Source organism: Flavobacterium plantiphilum, assembly GCF_046000495.1.
Taxonomy (GTDB): Bacteria; Bacteroidota; Bacteroidia; order Flavobacteriales; family Flavobacteriaceae; genus Flavobacterium; species Flavobacterium plantiphilum.
Map to the genome: position 1 here is coordinate 417,868 of NZ_JBELQA010000003.1, position 19,921 is coordinate 437,788.

The window sequence follows — 19,921 nt, forward strand, 5'->3', positions numbered from 1 at the left end:
TATTTTAATGGCATTTGTAAATAAATACAATGACCTGGATCTTGTGAAGCGTCTTCAGGAAAACGATGAGGGGGCTTTGACAATTATCTATAAAGAATATTGGGAAATCATGTATCTGGCAGCTTATAACCTTGTTAAAGATAAGTCCGTGTGTGAAGATATTGTTCAGGAAGTATTTATTTCATTATGGCAAAGGAGAGAAAAGTTACAGATAAAAGCTTCTTTGAAAAGTTATTTGTACACCAGTACGGTTTATAAGGTTTATGATCATTTTAATAAAAATAAAAAAATGCTGAAGGATGAGTTGTTTGATAATTTCGAAAATAAAATTGAATCTTCTAATCCGGAAACCAAATTAATGCATGAAGAATTAATGCATCATTTTGATACTATTGTAGATTCTTTACCGGATAAATGCAGGGAGGTTTATAAGCTGAGCAGAGAAAGTATGTTGTCTAATAAAGAAATAGCGGAGCAGTTAAATATTTCGCAACGTACAGTTGAAGGACATATTTCTAAGGCACTTAAAATTTTAAAAGAATCACTTGGAGTGGTTGTTAGTATTGAGTTTATCCTATATTTTTTCAGATAAAAATTTAATATGTGTAAAAAAAAGTAAAAAAAAATACAAATAGAGCAGGTGTGAAACGTTTTTTTGGAGACTTAGTATTATAAGCATACAAAAAAAAGCGAACAAATGAGCTCAGGTCCCCAAAAATATTTTTCAGAATTACTTACTAAACTTCAGGAAGGTTCTATCACTAAAACGGAGTTGGAAAAACTATTACATTTCTTTTTAAACAATCAGGAAATCAAAGATTGGCCTGCTTATTTAGGCTCCAAAGAAGAAGTAGAACAAAGAATTTATGAAAAAATCCAATCAGAATTAAATTTTGATAAAAAGAAAGTAGTCCCAGTACTTCCGTTGTATAAAAAACCGCTGTTCAGATATGTGGTTGCAGCTTCCGTTATGCTGTTTATAACATTTACTGCCGTATTTGAAAATCAAACCCGGAAAACTCAGCCTGTAATAGTGGCTAATACGATAGAAACCGGAACGGATAAAGCCACTTTAACCTTAGAAGATGGTTCTACTGTAGTTTTAGAAAAAGGAAAAGTTTACAATAATAAACATGTAAACAGCACAGGAAAAGAATTGCTGTATAAAAATAATAAATCTTCTGCGGCAAAAGCTGCTTTTAATTACTTGACTATTCCGCGAGGCGGACAGTTTGCCATTACTCTTGCAGATGGTACAAAGGTTTGGTTAAATTCTGAAACCCGGCTTAAATTTCCAGTCCATTTTGAAGAGGGTAAAACCAGAAGTGTAGAATTAGTTTACGGAGAAGCCTATTTTGATGTGTCTCCAAGTACAGAACATAACGGAGCAGGTTTTACAGTTTTACAAAAAAATCAGCGAGTTCATGTGATAGGAACTGAATTCAATATAAAAGCATACAAAGACGATTCAAATATTGCGACAACATTAGTTGAAGGAAAAGTCGAAATGCAGTTTGGTTCTGTCAAGCAAAAATTAATCCCAAATCAGCGAGCGAGTCTGGATCTTGCCACCCATACAGTAAAAATTGCTAAGGTAGATGTCTACAGCGAAATATGCTGGAAAGATGGTGTTTTTAGTTTTGAAGATAAACCACTGGATGAGATTATGAAAGTATTGTCAAGATGGTATGATATTGAAGTAGTTTTTGAAAACGAATCCATTAAAAAAGAACAATTTAACGGTGTTTTAATAAAAGACAGAAAAATTGATGAGATTTTGAAATCAATTAAAAATACAGGAATTATAAATAAATATGAATTTAAAAATAAAATTTTGATACTAAAATAAAAGAAAAGAGAGGTAATAGTTTAGATATTTTGCGGTGTCCTGACTATTTCCCTCTCCCTATATTAATTAAACCAATGTCCAATTAACTCAAACAAAATTATGAAAATTAATTCTATTAATTGTCGTTTTGTATTTCAAAAACGGCTGCTATTGATTATGATGAGAACTTTTTTAATCCTATTCTGTACCACTGTCTTTAGTTTCAACACCGGAACCACTTTCTCGCAGGAGAAAATTGCTGTTGAGCAAAACCAATTAGTATCAGTGAAAGAGGTTTTTAAAATGATACAAAAGCAAACCGATTACAGCTTTATCTATCCGAATGATTTCTTTAAGGATGCTCCAAAAGTACAATTGAAAAAAGGAACTATTGAAGTGTCCAAATTATTAAACCAAATTGTGACTTCCAGTAATTTACGTTTTGAAGTAACAGCTAATAAAAATATTATTATAAAGGAAGTTTTACCTACTCCAGAAAAACAAAATACAATTGAAAAAGTTGCTCAGGATACCAGAGTATCCGGTAAAGTAACCGATGAAAACAATCAGCCTATTCCGGGAGTGAGTATTCTTGTAAAAGGTACTCAGATTGCTACACAAACTGATTTTGATGGTAACTATGCGATAAAAGTACCATCAGCTGAAAGTGTTTTAGTGGCTTCATTTATAGGCTATGGTACTAAAGAAATAAAAATAGGTAATCAGTCAGAGATTAATTTTCAGCTTTTACCGGAGACCGCAAATTTAAATGAAGTAGTAGTTGTAGGATACGGTACTGTTAAAAAGAGTGATATAACAGGTTCGGTTGTTTCAATTGGAAATAAAGAACTTAATAGTGTAGGTTCCACAAGTCCGGTACAAGCCTTACAGGCACATGCGGCAGGAGTAAATATTTCACAAAAAACAGGTTCGGTAGGTGCAGGATTTGATATTACGATTCGTGGAATTAACTCTTTTGCAGGGCAACAACCTCTTTTTGTTGTAGATGGTATTATTACAGAGAGTATTGATTTTTTAAATCCACAAGATATTCAACAGATAGATATACTTAAAGATGCTTCTTCTACCGCTATTTACGGTTCTCGGGGGTCTAATGGAGTAGTTATAGTAACGACTAAATCAGGTGAAGGTTTAAAGAATAGAAAGCCATCCATTATTTATTCAGGTTATGTAGGGATAAGAAAGGTTGTTAATATGCCTGATTTTTTGAACGGTTATGACGAAAGCGTTTTATGGCAAAGAGACAGACAGGTAGCTAGAGATTTAGTTCAGGGAACTCCAATTGTGAATTCGCCAACTTATGGTTTTCCAACTGTTCTTAATCCTGATGGGAGTGATTATTGGGCTGAAAATCTTGCAAGTAGAAACGGAACCAATTGGTTGGATTCTTTTTTGAAAACAAGTACACAACAAAATCATTTTATTTCGGCTAATGGAGGTACTGATAATATCAGTTATGTAGTGGGATTTGGTTATCAGGGAGATGATGGAAATGCTGTTGGACAATCGTTTAAAAAATATAATTTTAAGGCGAGTGTAGACGCTAAGGTTAATGATAAGTTTTCTATTGGAACCAATATCAATTTGGCATTTTCTCAGCAGGAATTAGTGTCCAGACAAGGTTATACATTACAATTATTCAGAATGCCTACTTTTGCTCCTGCTTTTAGTGCCGATGGAAGTGTGATACAGTCTCCAATGAATGGAATATCAAGTAATGTAAGTCCTTACACTTTTGCCGATGGTAAGTCCGGATGGAATGTAGAGCAGTTCAATATTATTTCTAATTTTTATTTAAAATTTAATCCTGTAAAAAGTTTAACTTTTAAATCTACTTTTTCCCCAAATGCGAGGATGCAAAGAGATGGTGAGTATAAGGATAGATTTGCAACCAGATCAATTTCAATTGCCAGATTTTGGACCAATAACAGACTTTCATATGTTTGGGACAATCAGGTGAATTATACAAAACAATTTGGAGATCACAATATATCCTATGATTTTGTTCAATCTGCCACTTTTGACAGAACTGAAAGATCTTTTTCTTATGGTAGGGATGTTCCTTTTAATTCATCATTTTATAATGTTCAAAGTGCACCACAACGTGATGCTGAGACCGGATTTACTAAAAGTACTATACTTTCCTACACTAATCGTGTGAATTATTCCTATAAAGATAAATACTTATTAACCGGTACTATTAGATGGGATGGTGCTTCAAGACTTGCTGAAGGTAATAAATGGTCTTCTTTTCCTTCGGCTGCTGCTGCCTGGAAAATAAGTGAAGAATCATTTTTACAGAATGTGTCTGAAATTGATAACTTGAAACTGCGTTTAAGTTATGGTTATACAGGTGGTTATGGGCCTATTGGGGCTTATGCTACTCAGTCATCATTAAATAAACAAAAATATTATGACTGGGATGGTACTACTGCAAATGGATTTGTTCCAAGTGAATTAGCAAATACTAATTTAACATGGGAACGCACAAGAGAATGGAATTTTGGAACTGATTTTGGTTTTTTTAATAATAGAATCTCCGGAGAAATTAATCTTTATGACAGACTTTCGAAGGGAACTATTTTAAATAGAAAACTGGCAGTACCAACTGGTTGGGCATCAATGTTTGATAATGTAGCTTCTATCAGTAATAAAGGGGTGGAAGTTCAACTGAAAACAGTCAATATTGATACCGGTGATTTTAAATGGGAAACCAATTTTATTTTTTCTAAAAATGATAATAAAATTGTTGATTTATATGGAGAAAAGCAAGACGATGTACCTAACAGATGGTTTATAGGGCAACCAGTAGATGTTGTTTACGGGATGGTATTTGATGGTGTTTGGCAAAAAGATGAATTGGCGCCAGCTGACCAACAGGCAATGGAAGGAACTGCAAAAGTAAAAGATTTAAATGGAGACGGAGTAATTGATATTGACAACGATATGAAAGTGCTGGGTTCTCCTAATCCGGATTGGATAGGAACATTTTCGACTACTTTTACGTATAAAAATTGGGATCTTTCAGCTACCGTATTTACTAAACAGGGAGTGTATGTATTGAGTCCGTTTCATGAGGAATTCACTGATTTTAATAGTAAGGTAATTTTAGATGTACCTTATTATGTGAGAGAAAATCCTATAACACCTGCCAGAGCTTCCAATACTTATCCTCAAGCATCATTCTCAGGTCAGTACTGGGGTGAAGATGCAGAAGAATACGGCTATCCCGGATTTAATAAAGACGCTTCTTTTGTACGTATTCAAAATATTACTTTAGGGTATAATTTTAGTCCGACGATTTTATCAAAAGTAGGATTGTCATCCATGCGATTGTATATTAATGCATTAAATCCTTTCACGTTTACTAAATATGACGGATTTGATCCGGAATGGGCTGGTGCATCAATGGATGGTGTTGATGCTTCAAATACCGGTTATGCTATTTATCAATTAGGTGTTAATATTAAATTTTAAGATTATGAAGAGTATAAAATCAAAGATATATGCAATTTTTTTAGGATTATTAATGGTAAGTTGTTCCGGATACTTAGATGAAGAAAACTTAGGAAATACAACTGCTGAAAATTTTTATAGTACAAAAGATGGTTATGAAGGCTTAGTTAATGCAACTTATGCAACTTTACGTGATGTTTATGAACCCACTCCTTATATCTTTTGTGCCGGTACCGATTTGTTTTTTGCGGCCCATCCTGAAGTTCCGTTAGGATTAGCATCTTATCAAACCCTGACTCCCGGAGAGGCTAATGTAGAAAAGTTGTTTAGAAGTTTGTATCAAAGCATACAAATAGCCAATCTTGCATTGTATTATGCTGATAAGGCTGAGGATTTTCCTGAACTACAAAGCAGAATAGCAGAAGTTAAAGCAATTAGAGCTTATTATTATTTTATGCTCGTTCAGCAATTTGGTGATGTTTCAATTGTTGAGAATTTGGTAAACCAGCCCATAACCCATTTTGAAAGAGATTCAGCAAGCGATGTTTATCAGTTTATTATTAATCAAATGACAGAAGCTATTGTAGATTTACCACCTACCCAGTCTAATTTTGGAAGGGTTACAAAGCGTGCTGCTCAGCATATTTTAGCCAAGGTTTATTTAACAAGAGGTTATGAATCATATGGTGAAGGAGTGGCCGATTTTACGAAGGCAGCTACACTTGCAGATGAGGCCATAAACGGACAAGGACTTAATTTGGCTTTTGGAGATTTATTCAAATATAAAAATGACAAAAACGAAGAAATTTTATGGTCTGTACAATATAATAAATCTAATTCAGGGGAAGTTTCTCATAATTGGGATTATCCATGGGGACCTTTGGTACAAGGAGCTAATGATGGAGTAATTAAGAAGAATACTTTACATCCTACGGAATATTTGTTTACACTATTTGATGATAATGACACAAGATTTGAAGGTACTTTTTTAAACATTAAAACGGCTCCATACACAGGCTATATTTTGAATCCAACAACAACACCAGTGGAGTATTATTATCCAAGAACAGCAGCTCAAATTGCGGATGTGCCTAATTGGAGAGCTGCCGATCCGGTTAACAGGACAAATACAATTATTTCTCCTATGGATCCACATTGGTGGGATGGTTTGAATCAAACAGATTATCCGGCATTGAAAAAATTTGATAGAGTTCAAACAGCTGTGCCTTCAGTTCAATATACTCATGATATTTATTTAGCCAGATTAGGCGAGACTTATTTAATTGCAGCCGAAGCCTATTTGCAATCTAATAATCCGGGAAATGCAATTGCCCGGGTAAATACAGTTAGGCAAAGAGCTGGTGCTTCAGTTGTTGGAAATGTAGATGTTGATTTTATTTTAGATGAAAGAGCTCGTGAATTAGCAGGTGAGGGATTTAGATGGCTTGATTTAAAAAGAACAGGAAAATTAATAGATTACACTAAGGTGAGAAATCCCGATATCAAAGGGCTTTTTGATGGAGGAACAAATCCGTTTTTAGGTATTGACGGACAATTGAAAATATTACGCCCTATTCCCCTGGCTGTTATATCGCTAGATAATGGTGAATATCCACAGAATCCAGGGTATTAATTTGTTTTTTGGTTAGTGTGTTTGGTGTCGAAGGCAGGTCGTAAGATCTGCCTTTGACTTTTTGTGTATAATTATTTTTAGCAGTTACTTCTGAATATTTTCAATATTTATGATAATAAATAATTTTACTTGTATTTTAGAGGCTTAATTTAAGTGCTATAGATAATTTGTTTGCTCTCTTGCATTTATTCTGAAGTTCATGAATTTGAAGGGGCACCACATTCATTTTGTTTGTATGATCCGTGGTTTAATCCCACTATTCAATATACAGACGCTTTTTTGACTAAAGTTTTTAATAATTAAAATAATACTATAATGAAACAGTTTTTTCGAAATATACTTTTAGGAACTCTTTTCGTTTCTTTTTATGCAAATGCGCAACAGAAACCAATTCAGATTCCAAAAGATACTACTTTCACCGTAAAAAACGAGTATAAAAAATACCTGAAAAAATTTCCGCAGATAAAACCCGCTAAAGATTCTTTGCCGGAAAATATAAAAGAAAACAGAAATATAATCTATACTACCTTAAAAAACACTCCTTTCGGAGACCGGGATTTACATCTTGATGTTTTTTCGCCAAAGAAAAAAGGGAAATATCCCGCATTAATTATGGTTCACGGCGGAGGGTGGAGAGCAGGAGATAAAATATTACAAGTACCCTTGGCTCAGAAATTAGCAGCTAAAGGAATTGTAACCATCTGTGTAGAATACCAATTGTTGCAGGAAGCCAAATATCCCGCAGCGGTTTTTAATATAAAATCGGCAGTGCGATGGACTCGTGCCAATGCAGATAAATACGGGATTGATCCTGATAAAATAGCGATTTCAGGTTGCTCGGCGGGTGGACAGTTGGCTTTGCTGACCGGATTGACAAACGGAGTGGAAAAAATGGAAGGGAATCAGGGAAATTCAGGTTTTTTAAGTGATATACAGGCTATCATAGATTTGGATGGGGTGGTCGATTTTATGGCACCACGGTCTCTTAATTTGAACAGAACACCAGAATCGGCTGATATACAATGGCTAGGAGGTTCTTTTTATGAAAAACCGGAAATTTGGAAAGAAGCTTCACCTATTTTCTGGGCCAATGAAAAATCCTGTCCCATTTTGTTTGTCAATAGTGGTTTTCCAAGATTTCATGCCGGACAGGATGAATTAGTGGGGATGATGAAAGATTGGGGAATATATACCGAAGTTCATAAATTTGATATCCAATTGCATACATTTTGGCTGTTTGAACCCTGGATTGATTCAACGGCTAATTATATCAATGATTTTTTATTTAAAGTTTTTGATAAGCAGTCGAAAAAATAAAATAATAACATTTAAAAATAGAATATGATGGCGCTAATTAAAAGTCCTAAAATTGCTTTTGTTTCCTTAATGACCATTGGTTTATCTCTGGTAGCTTGTAAAAACGGATTTAATAATTCCACTAACAAAAAATCAGCTGAAAAAATTGTTCCTGAAAACCTGAAATGGTCAGAAAGAATGGTGCTTTCAGAAATGCATCGTTTTCCTGAGGCAACAAAGTTAGATTTTGCTTCAGTACCAAGATGGGGTTATACTAATGGATTAGTTTTAGGTGCTTGTGCTCAGGTATATGAAAAAACTAAAAATCAAAAGGTGTATGATTACATCTATGCTTACGCTGATGCGATGATTGATAAATCGGGTGACATAAAAACATACAATTTAGAAGATCATAATCTGGATATGATAAAATCAGGAGATGTGTTGCTTTATTTGTATCCAAAAACAAAAGAAGAACGTTTTTTTAAAGCGATGACAACTTTAAATAAGCAAATGGAATCTCAGCCTAAAACGTCTGATGGTGGCTATTGGCATAAAAAGATTTATCCGTTCCAAATGTGGCTGGATGGTTTATATATGGCAGAACCATTTCATGCCCGTTATGCAAAAGAATATGAAAAAGATGCTGCTAAAGCTATAAAGATTTACGATGATGTGGTGCATCAGTTTGATTTAATTCAAAAACACAGCCGTGATCCCAAAACAGGATTATTATATCATGGTTGGGATGAGAGCAAAGAACAGCGTTGGGCAAATAAAGAAACAGGAACATCCCAGCATTTCTGGTCAAGAGGAATGGGATGGTACGGAATGGCTTTAGTAGAAGTTTTGGATTTTTTACCTAAAAATCATCAGGGACGAGAAAGACTGATTAAATATTTAAATCAATATGTTGAGGCTGTGGTTAAGGTTCAGGATTCATCAGGTTTATGGTGGCAGGTTTTAGATCAGGGGAGCCGAGAAGGAAATTACTTGGAAGCTACCGGTAGTGCGATGTTTACATACACTATAGCTAAAGGAGCTCATAAAGGATATATATCCAATAAATATTTAAAAAATGCCAATAAAGGATTTGATGGCCTTATAAATAATTTAGTTAGTGTTGAGGAAAATGGAGTAGTAAACTTGAACAAATGTTGCGCTGTGGCCGGTTTGGGTGGAAATCCATACAGAGATGGGTCTTACGAATATTACATTGGCGAAAAAATCAGATCTAATGATCCAAAAGGGACAGGGGCTTTTATTCTGGCGAGTTTGGAACTGAATAAATAACTATCAAATTAACCAACTAAAATCATGAAAATTTTAAAAGAACTTTGCCTGATTCTAATAGTATTTTTAATCATGGCATTTAATAGTATTGGAGAAAACGATTCGGAACAAAAAACGATTGTTTACTTAATTGGCGATTCCACTATGGCAGATTATGCTAATAATTATGATCCGGGCAAAGATTATATGAAAACCAGATATCCTGTTACGGGTTGGGGACAGGTTTTTCAGCGATACCTGGTAAAAGACAGTTTACAGAAAGTGAATCAACTTATTAAAACCGATAGTGCTTTTGTAGATGACAGAGCAAGAGGCGGACGCAGTACGCGAACTTTTTTTCAGGAAGGAAGATGGCGTGCAGTATATGAAAATCTTAAAAAAGATGATCTGGTTCTGATGCAATTTGGACATAATGATGCCGCTGAAACCATGACTGAAAGATATGTGCCAATAGAAGGCTACAAAGAATTTTTAAGATTGTTTGTTAACCAAACCAGATCTAAAGGTGCTGTACCCATTATCTTAACGCCGGTAGCCAGAAATTATCCATGGGTAGATGGGAAATTGCAAAATGTGCATGGACTGTACGATCAGGCGGCAAAAGATGTGGCGAAAGAATTAAATGTGATGCTAATTGATTTAAATAGAAAATCAATGGACTTTTTTACCCAAAAAGGAGAAACTTTTTCAGCTGAAAATTATTTTATGAATTTACCAGCCGGAAAATATGAAGCCTACCCGGAAGGTCAAAAAGACAACACTCATTTTCAAACTAAGGGAGCAATAGAAGTCGCCCGGCTTGTTTTTGAAGGAATGAAAGAATTAAATGCTGCAATTAAAAATTAATAAAGTACTCCATGAAAAATACAATCAGACTAGCTTTTATAATGATTTTGCTATTTGCAACACAATTGTTTATTGCGCAAACAGCAAATTCAAAAAAAGACAAATATGATTTTGTGGTTGCAAAAGACGGAAGTGGTAATTTTAAAACGATTCAGGAAGTTATTGATGCTGTTCCTTTTTTGAAAACAACCGAAACAAAAATTTTGATTAAAAATGGTACCTATAAAGAGAAGCTGGAAATCCCGGAAAACAAGAATAACATCACTTTTATAGGAGAAGATAAGGATAGCGTTATTATTACTTATGATGATTTTGCATCCAAAAAAAATAGTGCGGGAGAAAATATAGGAACATCAGGATCGTCTAGTTTTATTGTTACAGCAAATGATTTTAAAGCTAAAAATATTACTTTCGAGAATGCAGCAGGACCAGTGGGTCAGGCCGTAGCGGTTAGAGTTGACGGAGATAGAATCATTTTTGATAACTGTAAATTTATGGGGTTTCAGGATACCTTGTATCCGCGAAGTACCACTAGCAGACAGTATTATAAAAATTGTTACATAGAGGGAACAACTGACTTCATTTTTGGGGCTTCCACTGCAGTTTTTGATCAGTGTGAGATTTTTGCAAAGCCGGGAGGGGCTTATGTCACTGCGGCAAGTACTCCCGAAAATCGTGAATATGGTTTTGTATTTTTGAATTGTAAACTGACTACAAATTCAGAAAATGACAGCTATTATTTAGGTCGTCCCTGGAGAAATTTTGCTAAAACAGTATTTGTTAAATGCGAAATGGCCGGACATATCAAACCGGAAGGCTGGCATAACTGGGGGAAACCGGAGGCTGAAAACACTACTTTTTACGCGGAGTATTTGTCAACAGGTCCGGGAGGCAACACTGCTTCACGTGTGAGCTGGTCTCATTTGCTGACAGCAGAACAATTTGCAAATGACTATACTATTCAAACCATATTTAAGGATTGGAATCCAAATTAAATTTTAATATCAGAAAATAGTTTTATGAAAAAAACAGCTCTTGTACTCCTGTTGTGTTTCTTTAGTAGTGCTTCTTTTGTGATGGCGCAAACATCGAATCCTGAGAAATACAAATATAATTTTGTTGTTGCTAAAGACGGAAGTGGTGATTATAAATACATTCAGGATGCTATCAATGCGATGCGGGTTTTTCCTTTGGCACCGATAACTTTGTATATTAAAAACGGTACTTATAATGAAAAAGTAGAACTACAGGCCATTAATACTGATGTAACTTTTATTGGGGAAAGCGTAGATAAAACCATCATCAGTTTTAACGATTATTCCGGCAGGGGAAAAATGGGAACTTTTGATTCGTATACCGTAAAAATTAGCGGAAACCGGTTCAAAGCGGAGAATATTACTTTTGAGAATGCTGCAGGAAGAGTAGGTCAGGCGGTTGCTTTGTTTGTTGATGCTGATAAAGCGGTTTTTAAAAATTGTAAGTTTCTGGGAAATCAGGATACTATTTACAACGGAGGAGAATATGCCAGACAGTTTTTTACAGATTGTTATATTGAGGGAACTACCGATTTTATTTTTGGACCTGCAACGGCTGTTTTTAAAAATTGCGTGATTCACTGTAAGTCTAATTCCTATATTACGGCTCCCAACACACCTAAAGACAAGGATTTTGGGTTTGTTTTTTTAGACTGTAAAGTTACTTTAGCTGATGAAGTAACCAAAATGCATCTGGGGCGTCCGTGGAGAGCCTGGGGAAAATCAGTATTTATAAATTGTGAATTACCCAATCGCATAGCTGCCGAAGGATGGGATAACTGGGGGAATCCTGAGAATGAAAAAACGGCTTATTTTGCCGAATACGAAAATAAAGGCGAAGGTTTTAAACCAAAGCAGAGAGCTCCGTGGACACATCAGTTAACTAAATCGGAAGCAGCAAAATATACACTGAAGAATATTTTAGGAAACAACTCTAAATCAACAGAAAAGGAATGGTATGATTTGTAATTTTCTGAATTTTATATTTTAAACTAAAAACAGCCGCAGGAAATTATTCTTGCGGCTGTTTTTCTGGCTAATAAAATGAGAATAAACTACATCAGTACTAATTTACAAGATTCAAATCTGTAAAACCGGATACTTCGGTAGAAACTTCTCCCAGCCATCCGCCTTCAGCACGGTTGGAAGTGTACACTTTCACAAAATCGATTCCCTGTAATTTCACCGCTTTACCATCTTTATCTACAGCCCAGTCGATGTTAATTTGTGCTTTTTCATTAGTGTTTGCCCAGTTGTCGCTATAACCCCATTCATAAGGAAGATTAGACCAACTATTACCACTACCTGCAATATTAGATTTTAAGAAAGTACCTTTAAACGTGATGCTTTCTCCTTTCCACAGTGGATAATATGCTTGCGTATTGAAAGCATTTTTAGAAATATAACCTGTTTGTCCTTTGTTATCCGTCCACCGAATATACTCGGCAAGGCTCGCTTTAGTTTCTACTTCAGGTTTGTAATACGTCATTTCATAATTTTTAAGGGTCGTTTCCTTATTGTATTCAGAACCTGCAATTTCATACCATTCGTCATCGGCTTTTCCATTGCCATTAGCATCATAAGAAACCATGATAGTTCCCGGTTCTGCCCATGTAGTAAGTGCGTTTCCGTTTACAATGAAATCATTTCCTTCTTTATTGATTACAGTATGGTCAAAACCAAATGTAACATAACCGCCAAAACCACCAAGACTTATCATATTTCCTGCTTTTAAAGCAGTTTCAGCCTTTACACGCATCGTTTCATCTGTGTCTTTGTCTGTGGCTGCCGGAAGTTTATTGACTGATTGTCCTGGTGCTGGTAAAAAGTCAAATACCTGAGTGATTTTATTCAAATACGTTTTTTCGTTAACAGTTACTGTAAAGGTTTTAGTGTTTTCGCCACCATCATTTTTTGCTTTTAATTCAAGACTGTGTGTTCCTGCTTCTGCAAAAACATAGTTTAAATTAGCTGTTGCAGCTATTTCTTCTCCGTCTAATGACCATATAAATGTAGCGTTATTGGTGTTTTTAATTTCGGGCTGAATGCGAAGCCATTGCATTTTGTCTAAAGTAAAACCATTTTCAGGTTCCTGAATTTGGATTTCAGGAGAACTTATTTCGTCATCAGAACATCCCGTTAGTGATAAGATTGCTAAAGAAAGAGCAAATAGATTTTTTTTCATTTTTTTCATTGTAAAGGTTATTGTTTAATTGTTGTTTTGAATTTAAAAGCAATATGTGCAGGAATGTCTCCGGTAGTAACTGTGAATTTGGTATTACCTTCTTTATCTATGCAGTAGAGTTTTCCGGGAGAAACATAATCTCCGGCATCAGTGATATACACATTTAGTGAAACAGGATCTACAGCAATTCCATATGGCGTTTTAATTGCATCTCTGATAGTCTTAGGCAGGAATGATTCGTTAAGCAGGGTTTCCGTTTTTATATCGATTACAGAATAATTAATAATGTAGTCGAAAGTGGTATAACTGAATTCAGATCCAATGACATACGCTTTATTTCCAGCAATAGATAGATTGGAACAGGCAATATCAAATACTTTTTTAATCTGATCTGTTTTAGTATCGATAACATATAATTGAGAAGGAGTTTCATAATAATCGCCACGGGAACTTACATATAAATCACCATCTTCATCGGCTTTAAGACGGTGTAAATTGATAGCAACATCAATATCTTTTGTTTTAGTAAAACTGTTTAGGTCAATTACTGAGATTGTTCTTTCATAATTCGGAGGACTGTATCCACCTGAATTGGCAACATAAAGTTTATTGTCTACTACAGCCATCTCTTCGGGTTGGCGTCCCACTTTTACCGTTCTGGTAATGCTTAGTGATGTAGTGTCAATCTCGGCAACAAATCCGTTTGGTGAATTATCACCCAATTGGGCTTCACCATCATAGGCACTGGCATAGGCTTTTCCATTGGAAAATGTGATATAGCGACAGTTTTTTACCTCAATCACTTTTATACGTTTGGTAGTTTTGACATCCATAACTTCTATTTTGTTTGAGTTATTGATTACGGCATATACTTTTGAACCATAAACACCTATATCATTTCCTACGTCACCTAAACCTAAAGTAGCTTCCGGGTTAGCTTGTGAATAAATGTTTCGTCTGTAATTTCCTGTTTCGTAGTCATAATAATCTAATGAAGCTTTGTTCATGCTCATATTTCCTTCGTTAAGAAGATAAAATCCTTCAACAGAAGTAATCGTTTCAGGAGGTAATGCTATGTTGTCTTCCGGGATAATAGCATCATCTGTTTGGCATCCTTGAAAAAGAAATACCAACAAAGTGAATAAATAATAAAAATTGAGATTTTTTTTCATTTGTAATAGGAATTTATTTAAAAATTTAGAGACAGATTCAGTCGGTAGTTTCTTCCGGGCATGGGGAAATTGAGTACTACGTCATAATATTGATTGAAAAAATTGTTGACTTCTACACCCATTTTTACAGGAAGATGCGCTAGTTTACCATTCCAAATTACGGCCATGTCACTGGTGTACCAAGGTTGCACGTAGTTTACAGCGATATTTGCTTTTTGGCTATAGCGCTCGCCTGTGTACATGAAACTATAATTTATTTGCCAGTTTTTCCAATTAATAGCAGCCGTTAAAGTGCCGCTGTTTATAGGAGTATAGGGAATTTGATTTTTGTAGGTACTGCTGTTTGGGGTAATATCAATTGCTCTTTGCCAGGTGTAACTCAAGCCTAAGTCTAAAAAGACTTGCGACGGAAGTTTGAAAACAAAATTGCTGTTTATTTCTGCTCCCCTTATATCCACTTCTCCCAGATTAACCATCGTCCATCTAAAAAGATTAGTAGATGGAATGGCGATGATCTTGTCTTTTACCCTGTTATAATAGACATCTGTCTGAAAGGAAGCCGATTGTAAAAACTTCTTAGGCTCAATAATGTAAGTGCTTCCAAAATCATATTGTGTGGTGAATTCCGGTTTTAATGAGCTGTTACCAATGAATGTATAGTACAAATCATTAAAAGTAGGCAATCGAAAAGATTCTTTATAAAAAGCTCTAATTCGGAAATTTTTGTTATTTGAAGGTTGGAAAGAAGCCGATAAAACGGGACAAAAAATTCTTTGGCTGTCTCCTTGCTGAAAATATTTCACCTGTTCGTCAACATAAGTTCCCAGAAGATTGACTTGGATGTCCAGTCGATTCCAGTTCATTTCGCTGGATAATGCACCTAAATACGAATAACGGGCAGGATACGGGAAACGGTATAAATTAGCTTCCAGGGTATTTATCGAAAAATCTGCAGCCAAAGAAGTTTTCCACCAGGAATTAATGGTGTAAAGTGTGGCAACAGAAGTATAAAATTCATTCTGATAATACTTATTATCTAATGCGCCTTCCAGTGTTTTATAATCCGGATCCATGTAGCGGCTGTAATCTTTGCTGTATTTCAGATTGACAAGCAATTCGAATTTCTTATCAAATGAACTCTGAATCGTTCCATGAACAAAAAAATTCCGGTCCCATTGTCGCTGAAAATGCTCATAATTATTGGCCACTATAGCACCGGGCAATCCACGTTCCGAATTATAAAAATAGGCTTTTAGCGAACCTTTGATGGATGGGTTCAATTGAGCATGTAATGTCAATTCACCTCTAAAAGCTTCAATATCTCCATTTTGACGAACCGCTGTGGTATCGTAGCCATTCTTTTTTTGGTAGCGGTATTTGTATTTGCCATCGGCTTTTGTCCAATCTGTGCTGGCAGTTAGAGCAAATTTTTCGGATAATTTTTGTTGGTAGAGTAACGAAGGGTTAAAAAGTCCAAAAGAACCTGTCTTTAAATTAGTTCGGATTTTGATGTTTTTATCGGCACTAAATTCAGGTGTTTTAGTTCGTAAATAAAGTGTGTTGGAAGCAAAAAATCCCCGTGCCGGCTGAAAAATAGTTGACTTTTGTCCGTTGTATAATTCAATGGCTTCAATGTTGTCCAAAGAATATTTACCCAAATCAACCTGACCATTTTGTGCATTGCTGATGCTCATACCGTCATAGAAAACTGCGGTATGTGCACTTCCCAGACTTCGTACATTAATGGTTTTGAGTCCGCCAATTCCACCATAGTCTTTTAGTTGAACTCCTGAAAAATAACGAATCGCATCGGCAACCGATAAACTGTTGAGTTTTTCCAGTTGCTTGCCTGATAAAATTTGTACAGGCATTGGCGATGCTACTTTAAATTCCCGCTTGCCTGAAGGCACAATCACCTCACTCAGATGTTGTGGTTTTAAAGAGTCCTTTTCTTTTAGGTGTACAGTCAGCTTAGCCTGTGCGTATAGAGAACTTGTGAATAAAATCCATACGAGCAAGACAAACCCACCATATAATCTAAGCTTACATAGAGGCATATAAATCTATTTTACTAAAAAATAGTAGTTTCGGAAAAATTGTAAATCAAATGCTACTTTGATTATTTGTGTTGAAAGCTCTGGTCCGCGAAAGCTTCAGTTGATATGCAGTGGCAGGTCTCCTGACTTGTTCCCATTTTGATCCGCCTTCCCATCTCGTTGAAACGAGACAGTGGCAAAAAGTTTGATTTTCAGAAAAATTCATTTTCGTGAAATCTGTCAAAATGTTGCATGGAACTTACAGTAACGGGCTTGTTCAGGATTTACACCTGATTCCCTCTTAGTTGACACTGTCGAAAAACAGAGCCAAACCATTGCGGGTGCAAAAGTAGTCAAACTTTTTGGGGTTAAAGAGTTCTTTTAAAAAAAAAGCAGAAGTTTAGTTTTGTCAAACAAAAATATCAATATAACTAACCTCATCGGTTATGGGGATAATTCCGTGTTTTTGTAAGGCGTTAAAGTATAGACTGTCTCCTGTTTTCAGGATGTATTCGGTATCGCCCACCTGCATTTTCATTTCGCCTTCGACCACAAACACAAACTCTTCGCCATCGTGTGATAACTGGTGCGGAATGACTTCGCCTTTTCGGGCTACAAATAAAAAAGGCTGCATTTTTTTTTGGTGGTATTCTGATGCATAGGGAAATATCATATAGCCTTTTTCGGTTTTAACCAGTTTTTCAACAGCTTCTTTACGGCTGGTAACAATGGCTTTATTCCAGCTATGCTGTTCCAGTAAACCTGATATAGTAGTGCCTAGAACAGAAGCAATTTTTACCAGGGTCGCTACTGATGGTATGGTTTTGTTGTTTTCTATTTTAGAAATCATGCTTTTAGATAAATCGCAGCTATCAGCCACTTCTTGCAAAGTGCGTTTTTGATTGATACGCAACAGGCGAATTCTTTCGCCTACTTCAAGATTGTTTTCTGTTTTGCTTTTAGTTTGTACTTTTTCGTTTTCCAAAATGCCTGTATTCAATTAGTTTGTCTAAGACTCTATTTTGTCACAAATAAAGGATAATTAATTTAACATTGTCCAGACTTTTTATTTTTTGTACCAAAATTAAATTCGAAAATAAAGATACTGATTATAATGCTGTTCTGATAATTTTTTATCAACTTTGTTGAATAAGAGTAAACCTATTGTAAAGAATATAAACTTTACGGTAATTCCGTAACCAATAAACCAACCTATGTATCAACCACTAAAAAGTTGTCTGGCTGTTATTTTGACCGTATATACAGCAGCAACACTACACGCTCAAAATCCTGAAATCAAAGTAGATCTTACTAAAGAAATTGCGCCTATGAAACCAGTATGGGCATGGTTTGGCTATGATGAGCCTAATTATACTTATATGAAAGACGGAAAAAAACTCCTTACTGAAATTGCAGAACTAAGTCCTGTGCCGGTATATGTGCGAACACATAGTTTACTGGTAAGTGGTGATGGTATTGCAGCGCTGAAATGGGGTTCAACAAATGCGTATACAGAAGACGCTGATGGAAATCCGGTTTATAACTGGAGAATTGTAGACAGTATTTTTGATACTTATGTTTCACGCGGCATGAAACCGCTGGCGCAAATTGGGTTTATGCCCGAAGCACTTTCGACACATCCGGCTCCTTACCGTCATTACTGGAAACCCGGTGATCCTTATACAGATATTATTACGGGTTGGGCTTATCCACCAAAAGATTATGACAAATGGCGTAATCTGGTTTACGAATGGGTAAAACATTCTGTGGAACGTTACGGTCAGAAAGAAGTAGAAAGCTGGTATTGGGAAGTTTGGAATGAACCTAATGGACATTACTGGAAAGGAACCCGCGAAGAATTCTATAAATTATATGATTATGCCGCTGATGGTTTAAAAAGAGCCTTGCCTACAGCAAAAATAGGAGGGATCAATATTGCAGGAACACGAAGCAAAGGCGCTCAGGAATGGACTAATGATTTTATAAAACATTGTATTAGCGGAACTAATTATGCCACAGGAAAAATAGGTTCGCCTATGGATGCTATTCTTTTTCATGCTAAAGGTTCGCCTAAATTAGTAGATGGCGCTGTAAGAATGAATATGGCTCCACAACTGAATGATATTCAAACCGGATTTAATATGGCGATGTCCTATCCTGAAACTAAAGACCTACCTCTAATAATAGGCGAGTCTGATCCTGAAGGATGTGCGGCTTGTGGGATGGCTACCAATCCGGAAAATGCGTATCGAAACGGAACCATGTATTCCAGTTATACGGCTGCAAGTTTTGCCAGAAAGTATTTATTGGCAGATAAAACAAAAGCTAATTTTCTGGGAGCCGTATCCTGGTCGTTTGAGTTTGAAAATCAGCCTTGGTTTTATGGTTACAGAGATTTAGCTACTAATGGAGTGGATAAACCTGTTTTGAATGTTTTCAGAATGTTCGGTATGATGACTGGTACAAGATTAGAAGCTGAAAGTAATCGTATGTATTCTCTGGAAGATGTAGTTCAGTCCAGTGTTCGTGGAGAGCAATCAGATATTGGAGTTTTGGCAACTAAAGATGCAAAATCGGCAGCGGTGATGGTTTGGAACTACCATGACGATGACAAACCGGGAGCTACTGAAACGGCAAATGTAACAATTGAAAATATCCCTGTAAAAAAGGCTCAGCTTACAGTTTATATGATTGATAAGGAAAACAGCAATTCGTATGAAGTCTGGAAAAAAATGGGTTCACCTCAGAATCCTACACAACAACAAATAGATACATTAGAAGAATCAGGGAAATTAAAGAGTATTTCGACTCAGAAAATAAAAATAACTTCGGGAAAAACTATGGTGCCTGTACAGTTGGAACGTCAGGCGGTAGCTTTGGTGAAATTAGATTGGTAAACTACTGCTAAAAAAAAAGATAAAGGCTTCAGGGAAATCTGGAGCTTTTTTTTGGAAAATTATTTAAAAGGCTTGTTAGTGTTCCTTAATTTTGGTGCATAAAAACAGCCTCATATTACTGTGAAGATTTTTTTAGTACCGGGAACTGGACTCGAACCACCAGAAGATTTCGTTGTGATGAAGTAAAAATATATGCTAAATAATTAATTTAATCAAAGAGCAAT

14 protein-coding genes and 1 riboswitch are annotated in these 19,921 nt (G+C 35.7%); of the genes, 10 read left to right on the forward strand and 4 right to left on the reverse strand.

The window, feature by feature from the left end; genetic code table 11:
- Positions 1-7 precede the first annotated feature (7 nt).
- From ABS764_RS07165 to ABS764_RS07205, 9 genes are all read left to right on the forward strand, one after another.
- A complete protein-coding gene (locus ABS764_RS07165; RefSeq protein WP_408081110.1) occupies positions 8-592 on the forward strand; it encodes an RNA polymerase sigma factor in 585 nt (194 codons plus the stop codon).
- Positions 593-697: 105 nt separating this feature from the next.
- On the forward strand, positions 698-1,849 hold the full coding sequence (locus ABS764_RS07170; RefSeq protein WP_408081111.1) for a FecR family protein: 1,152 nt from the start codon (positions 698-700) through the stop codon (positions 1,847-1,849).
- Positions 1,850-1,948: 99 nt separating this feature from the next.
- Positions 1,949-5,326 carry a SusC/RagA family TonB-linked outer membrane protein gene (locus tag ABS764_RS07175; protein ID WP_408081112.1) on the forward strand — a complete coding sequence of 1,126 codons (3,378 nt, stop codon included), beginning with the start codon at positions 1,949-1,951 and terminating at the stop codon, positions 5,324-5,326.
- 4 nt (positions 5,327-5,330) lie between these two features.
- Entirely contained in the window at positions 5,331-6,938 is a 1,608-nt protein-coding gene (locus ABS764_RS07180; RefSeq protein ID WP_408081113.1) for a RagB/SusD family nutrient uptake outer membrane protein, read from the forward strand.
- A gap of 315 nt (positions 6,939-7,253) precedes the next feature.
- Positions 7,254-8,255 carry an alpha/beta hydrolase fold domain-containing protein gene (locus tag ABS764_RS07185; RefSeq protein ID WP_408081114.1) on the forward strand — a complete coding sequence of 334 codons (1,002 nt, stop codon included), beginning with the start codon at positions 7,254-7,256 and terminating at the stop codon, positions 8,253-8,255.
- A gap of 27 nt (positions 8,256-8,282) precedes the next feature.
- Entirely contained in the window at positions 8,283-9,527 is a 1,245-nt protein-coding gene (locus ABS764_RS07190; protein WP_408081115.1) for a glycoside hydrolase family 88/105 protein, read from the forward strand.
- A 24-nt stretch (positions 9,528-9,551) separates the two neighbouring features.
- Positions 9,552-10,373: a rhamnogalacturonan acetylesterase gene (locus tag ABS764_RS07195; protein WP_408081116.1), complete on the forward strand. Its 822-nt coding sequence runs from the start codon at positions 9,552-9,554 to the stop codon at positions 10,371-10,373.
- Positions 10,374-10,384: 11 nt separating this feature from the next.
- On the forward strand, positions 10,385-11,368 hold the full coding sequence (locus ABS764_RS07200; RefSeq protein ID WP_408081117.1) for a pectinesterase family protein: 984 nt from the start codon (positions 10,385-10,387) through the stop codon (positions 11,366-11,368).
- Positions 11,369-11,392: 24 nt separating this feature from the next.
- On the forward strand, positions 11,393-12,376 hold the full coding sequence (locus ABS764_RS07205) for a pectinesterase family protein (protein WP_408081118.1): 984 nt from the start codon (positions 11,393-11,395) through the stop codon (positions 12,374-12,376).
- Positions 12,377-12,473: 97 nt separating this feature from the next.
- Here ABS764_RS07205 and ABS764_RS07210 read toward each other — a convergent pair whose 3' ends face one another.
- The 4 genes from ABS764_RS07210 to ABS764_RS07225 form a co-directional block, all read right to left on the reverse strand.
- A complete protein-coding gene (locus ABS764_RS07210; RefSeq protein ID WP_408081119.1) occupies positions 12,474-13,592 on the reverse strand; it encodes a PKD-like domain-containing protein in 1,119 nt (372 codons plus the stop codon).
- A 17-nt stretch (positions 13,593-13,609) separates the two neighbouring features.
- Positions 13,610-14,764 (reverse strand): DUF5074 domain-containing protein, encoded by a 1,155-nt coding sequence (locus ABS764_RS07215; RefSeq protein WP_408081120.1) that lies wholly within the window; start codon positions 14,762-14,764, stop codon positions 13,610-13,612.
- 17 nt (positions 14,765-14,781) lie between these two features.
- Positions 14,782-16,821 (reverse strand): TonB-dependent receptor plug domain-containing protein, encoded by a 2,040-nt coding sequence (locus ABS764_RS07220; protein ID WP_408081121.1) that lies wholly within the window; start codon positions 16,819-16,821, stop codon positions 14,782-14,784.
- A 95-nt stretch (positions 16,822-16,916) separates the two neighbouring features.
- Positions 16,917-17,152, reverse strand: a riboswitch (cobalamin riboswitch).
- A gap of 57 nt (positions 17,153-17,209) precedes the next feature.
- On the reverse strand, positions 17,210-17,785 hold the full coding sequence (locus ABS764_RS07225) for a helix-turn-helix domain-containing protein (protein ID WP_408081122.1): 576 nt from the start codon (positions 17,783-17,785) through the stop codon (positions 17,210-17,212).
- A 229-nt stretch (positions 17,786-18,014) separates the two neighbouring features.
- Here ABS764_RS07225 and ABS764_RS07230 point away from each other — a divergent pair, with 229 nt between their 5' ends.
- The gene (locus tag ABS764_RS07230) at positions 18,015-19,697 is read left to right on the forward strand and encodes a GH39 family glycosyl hydrolase (RefSeq protein ID WP_408081123.1); all 1,683 of its coding nucleotides are present in this window, start codon (positions 18,015-18,017) and stop codon (positions 19,695-19,697) included.
- The last annotated feature ends 224 nt before the right edge of the window (positions 19,698-19,921 follow it).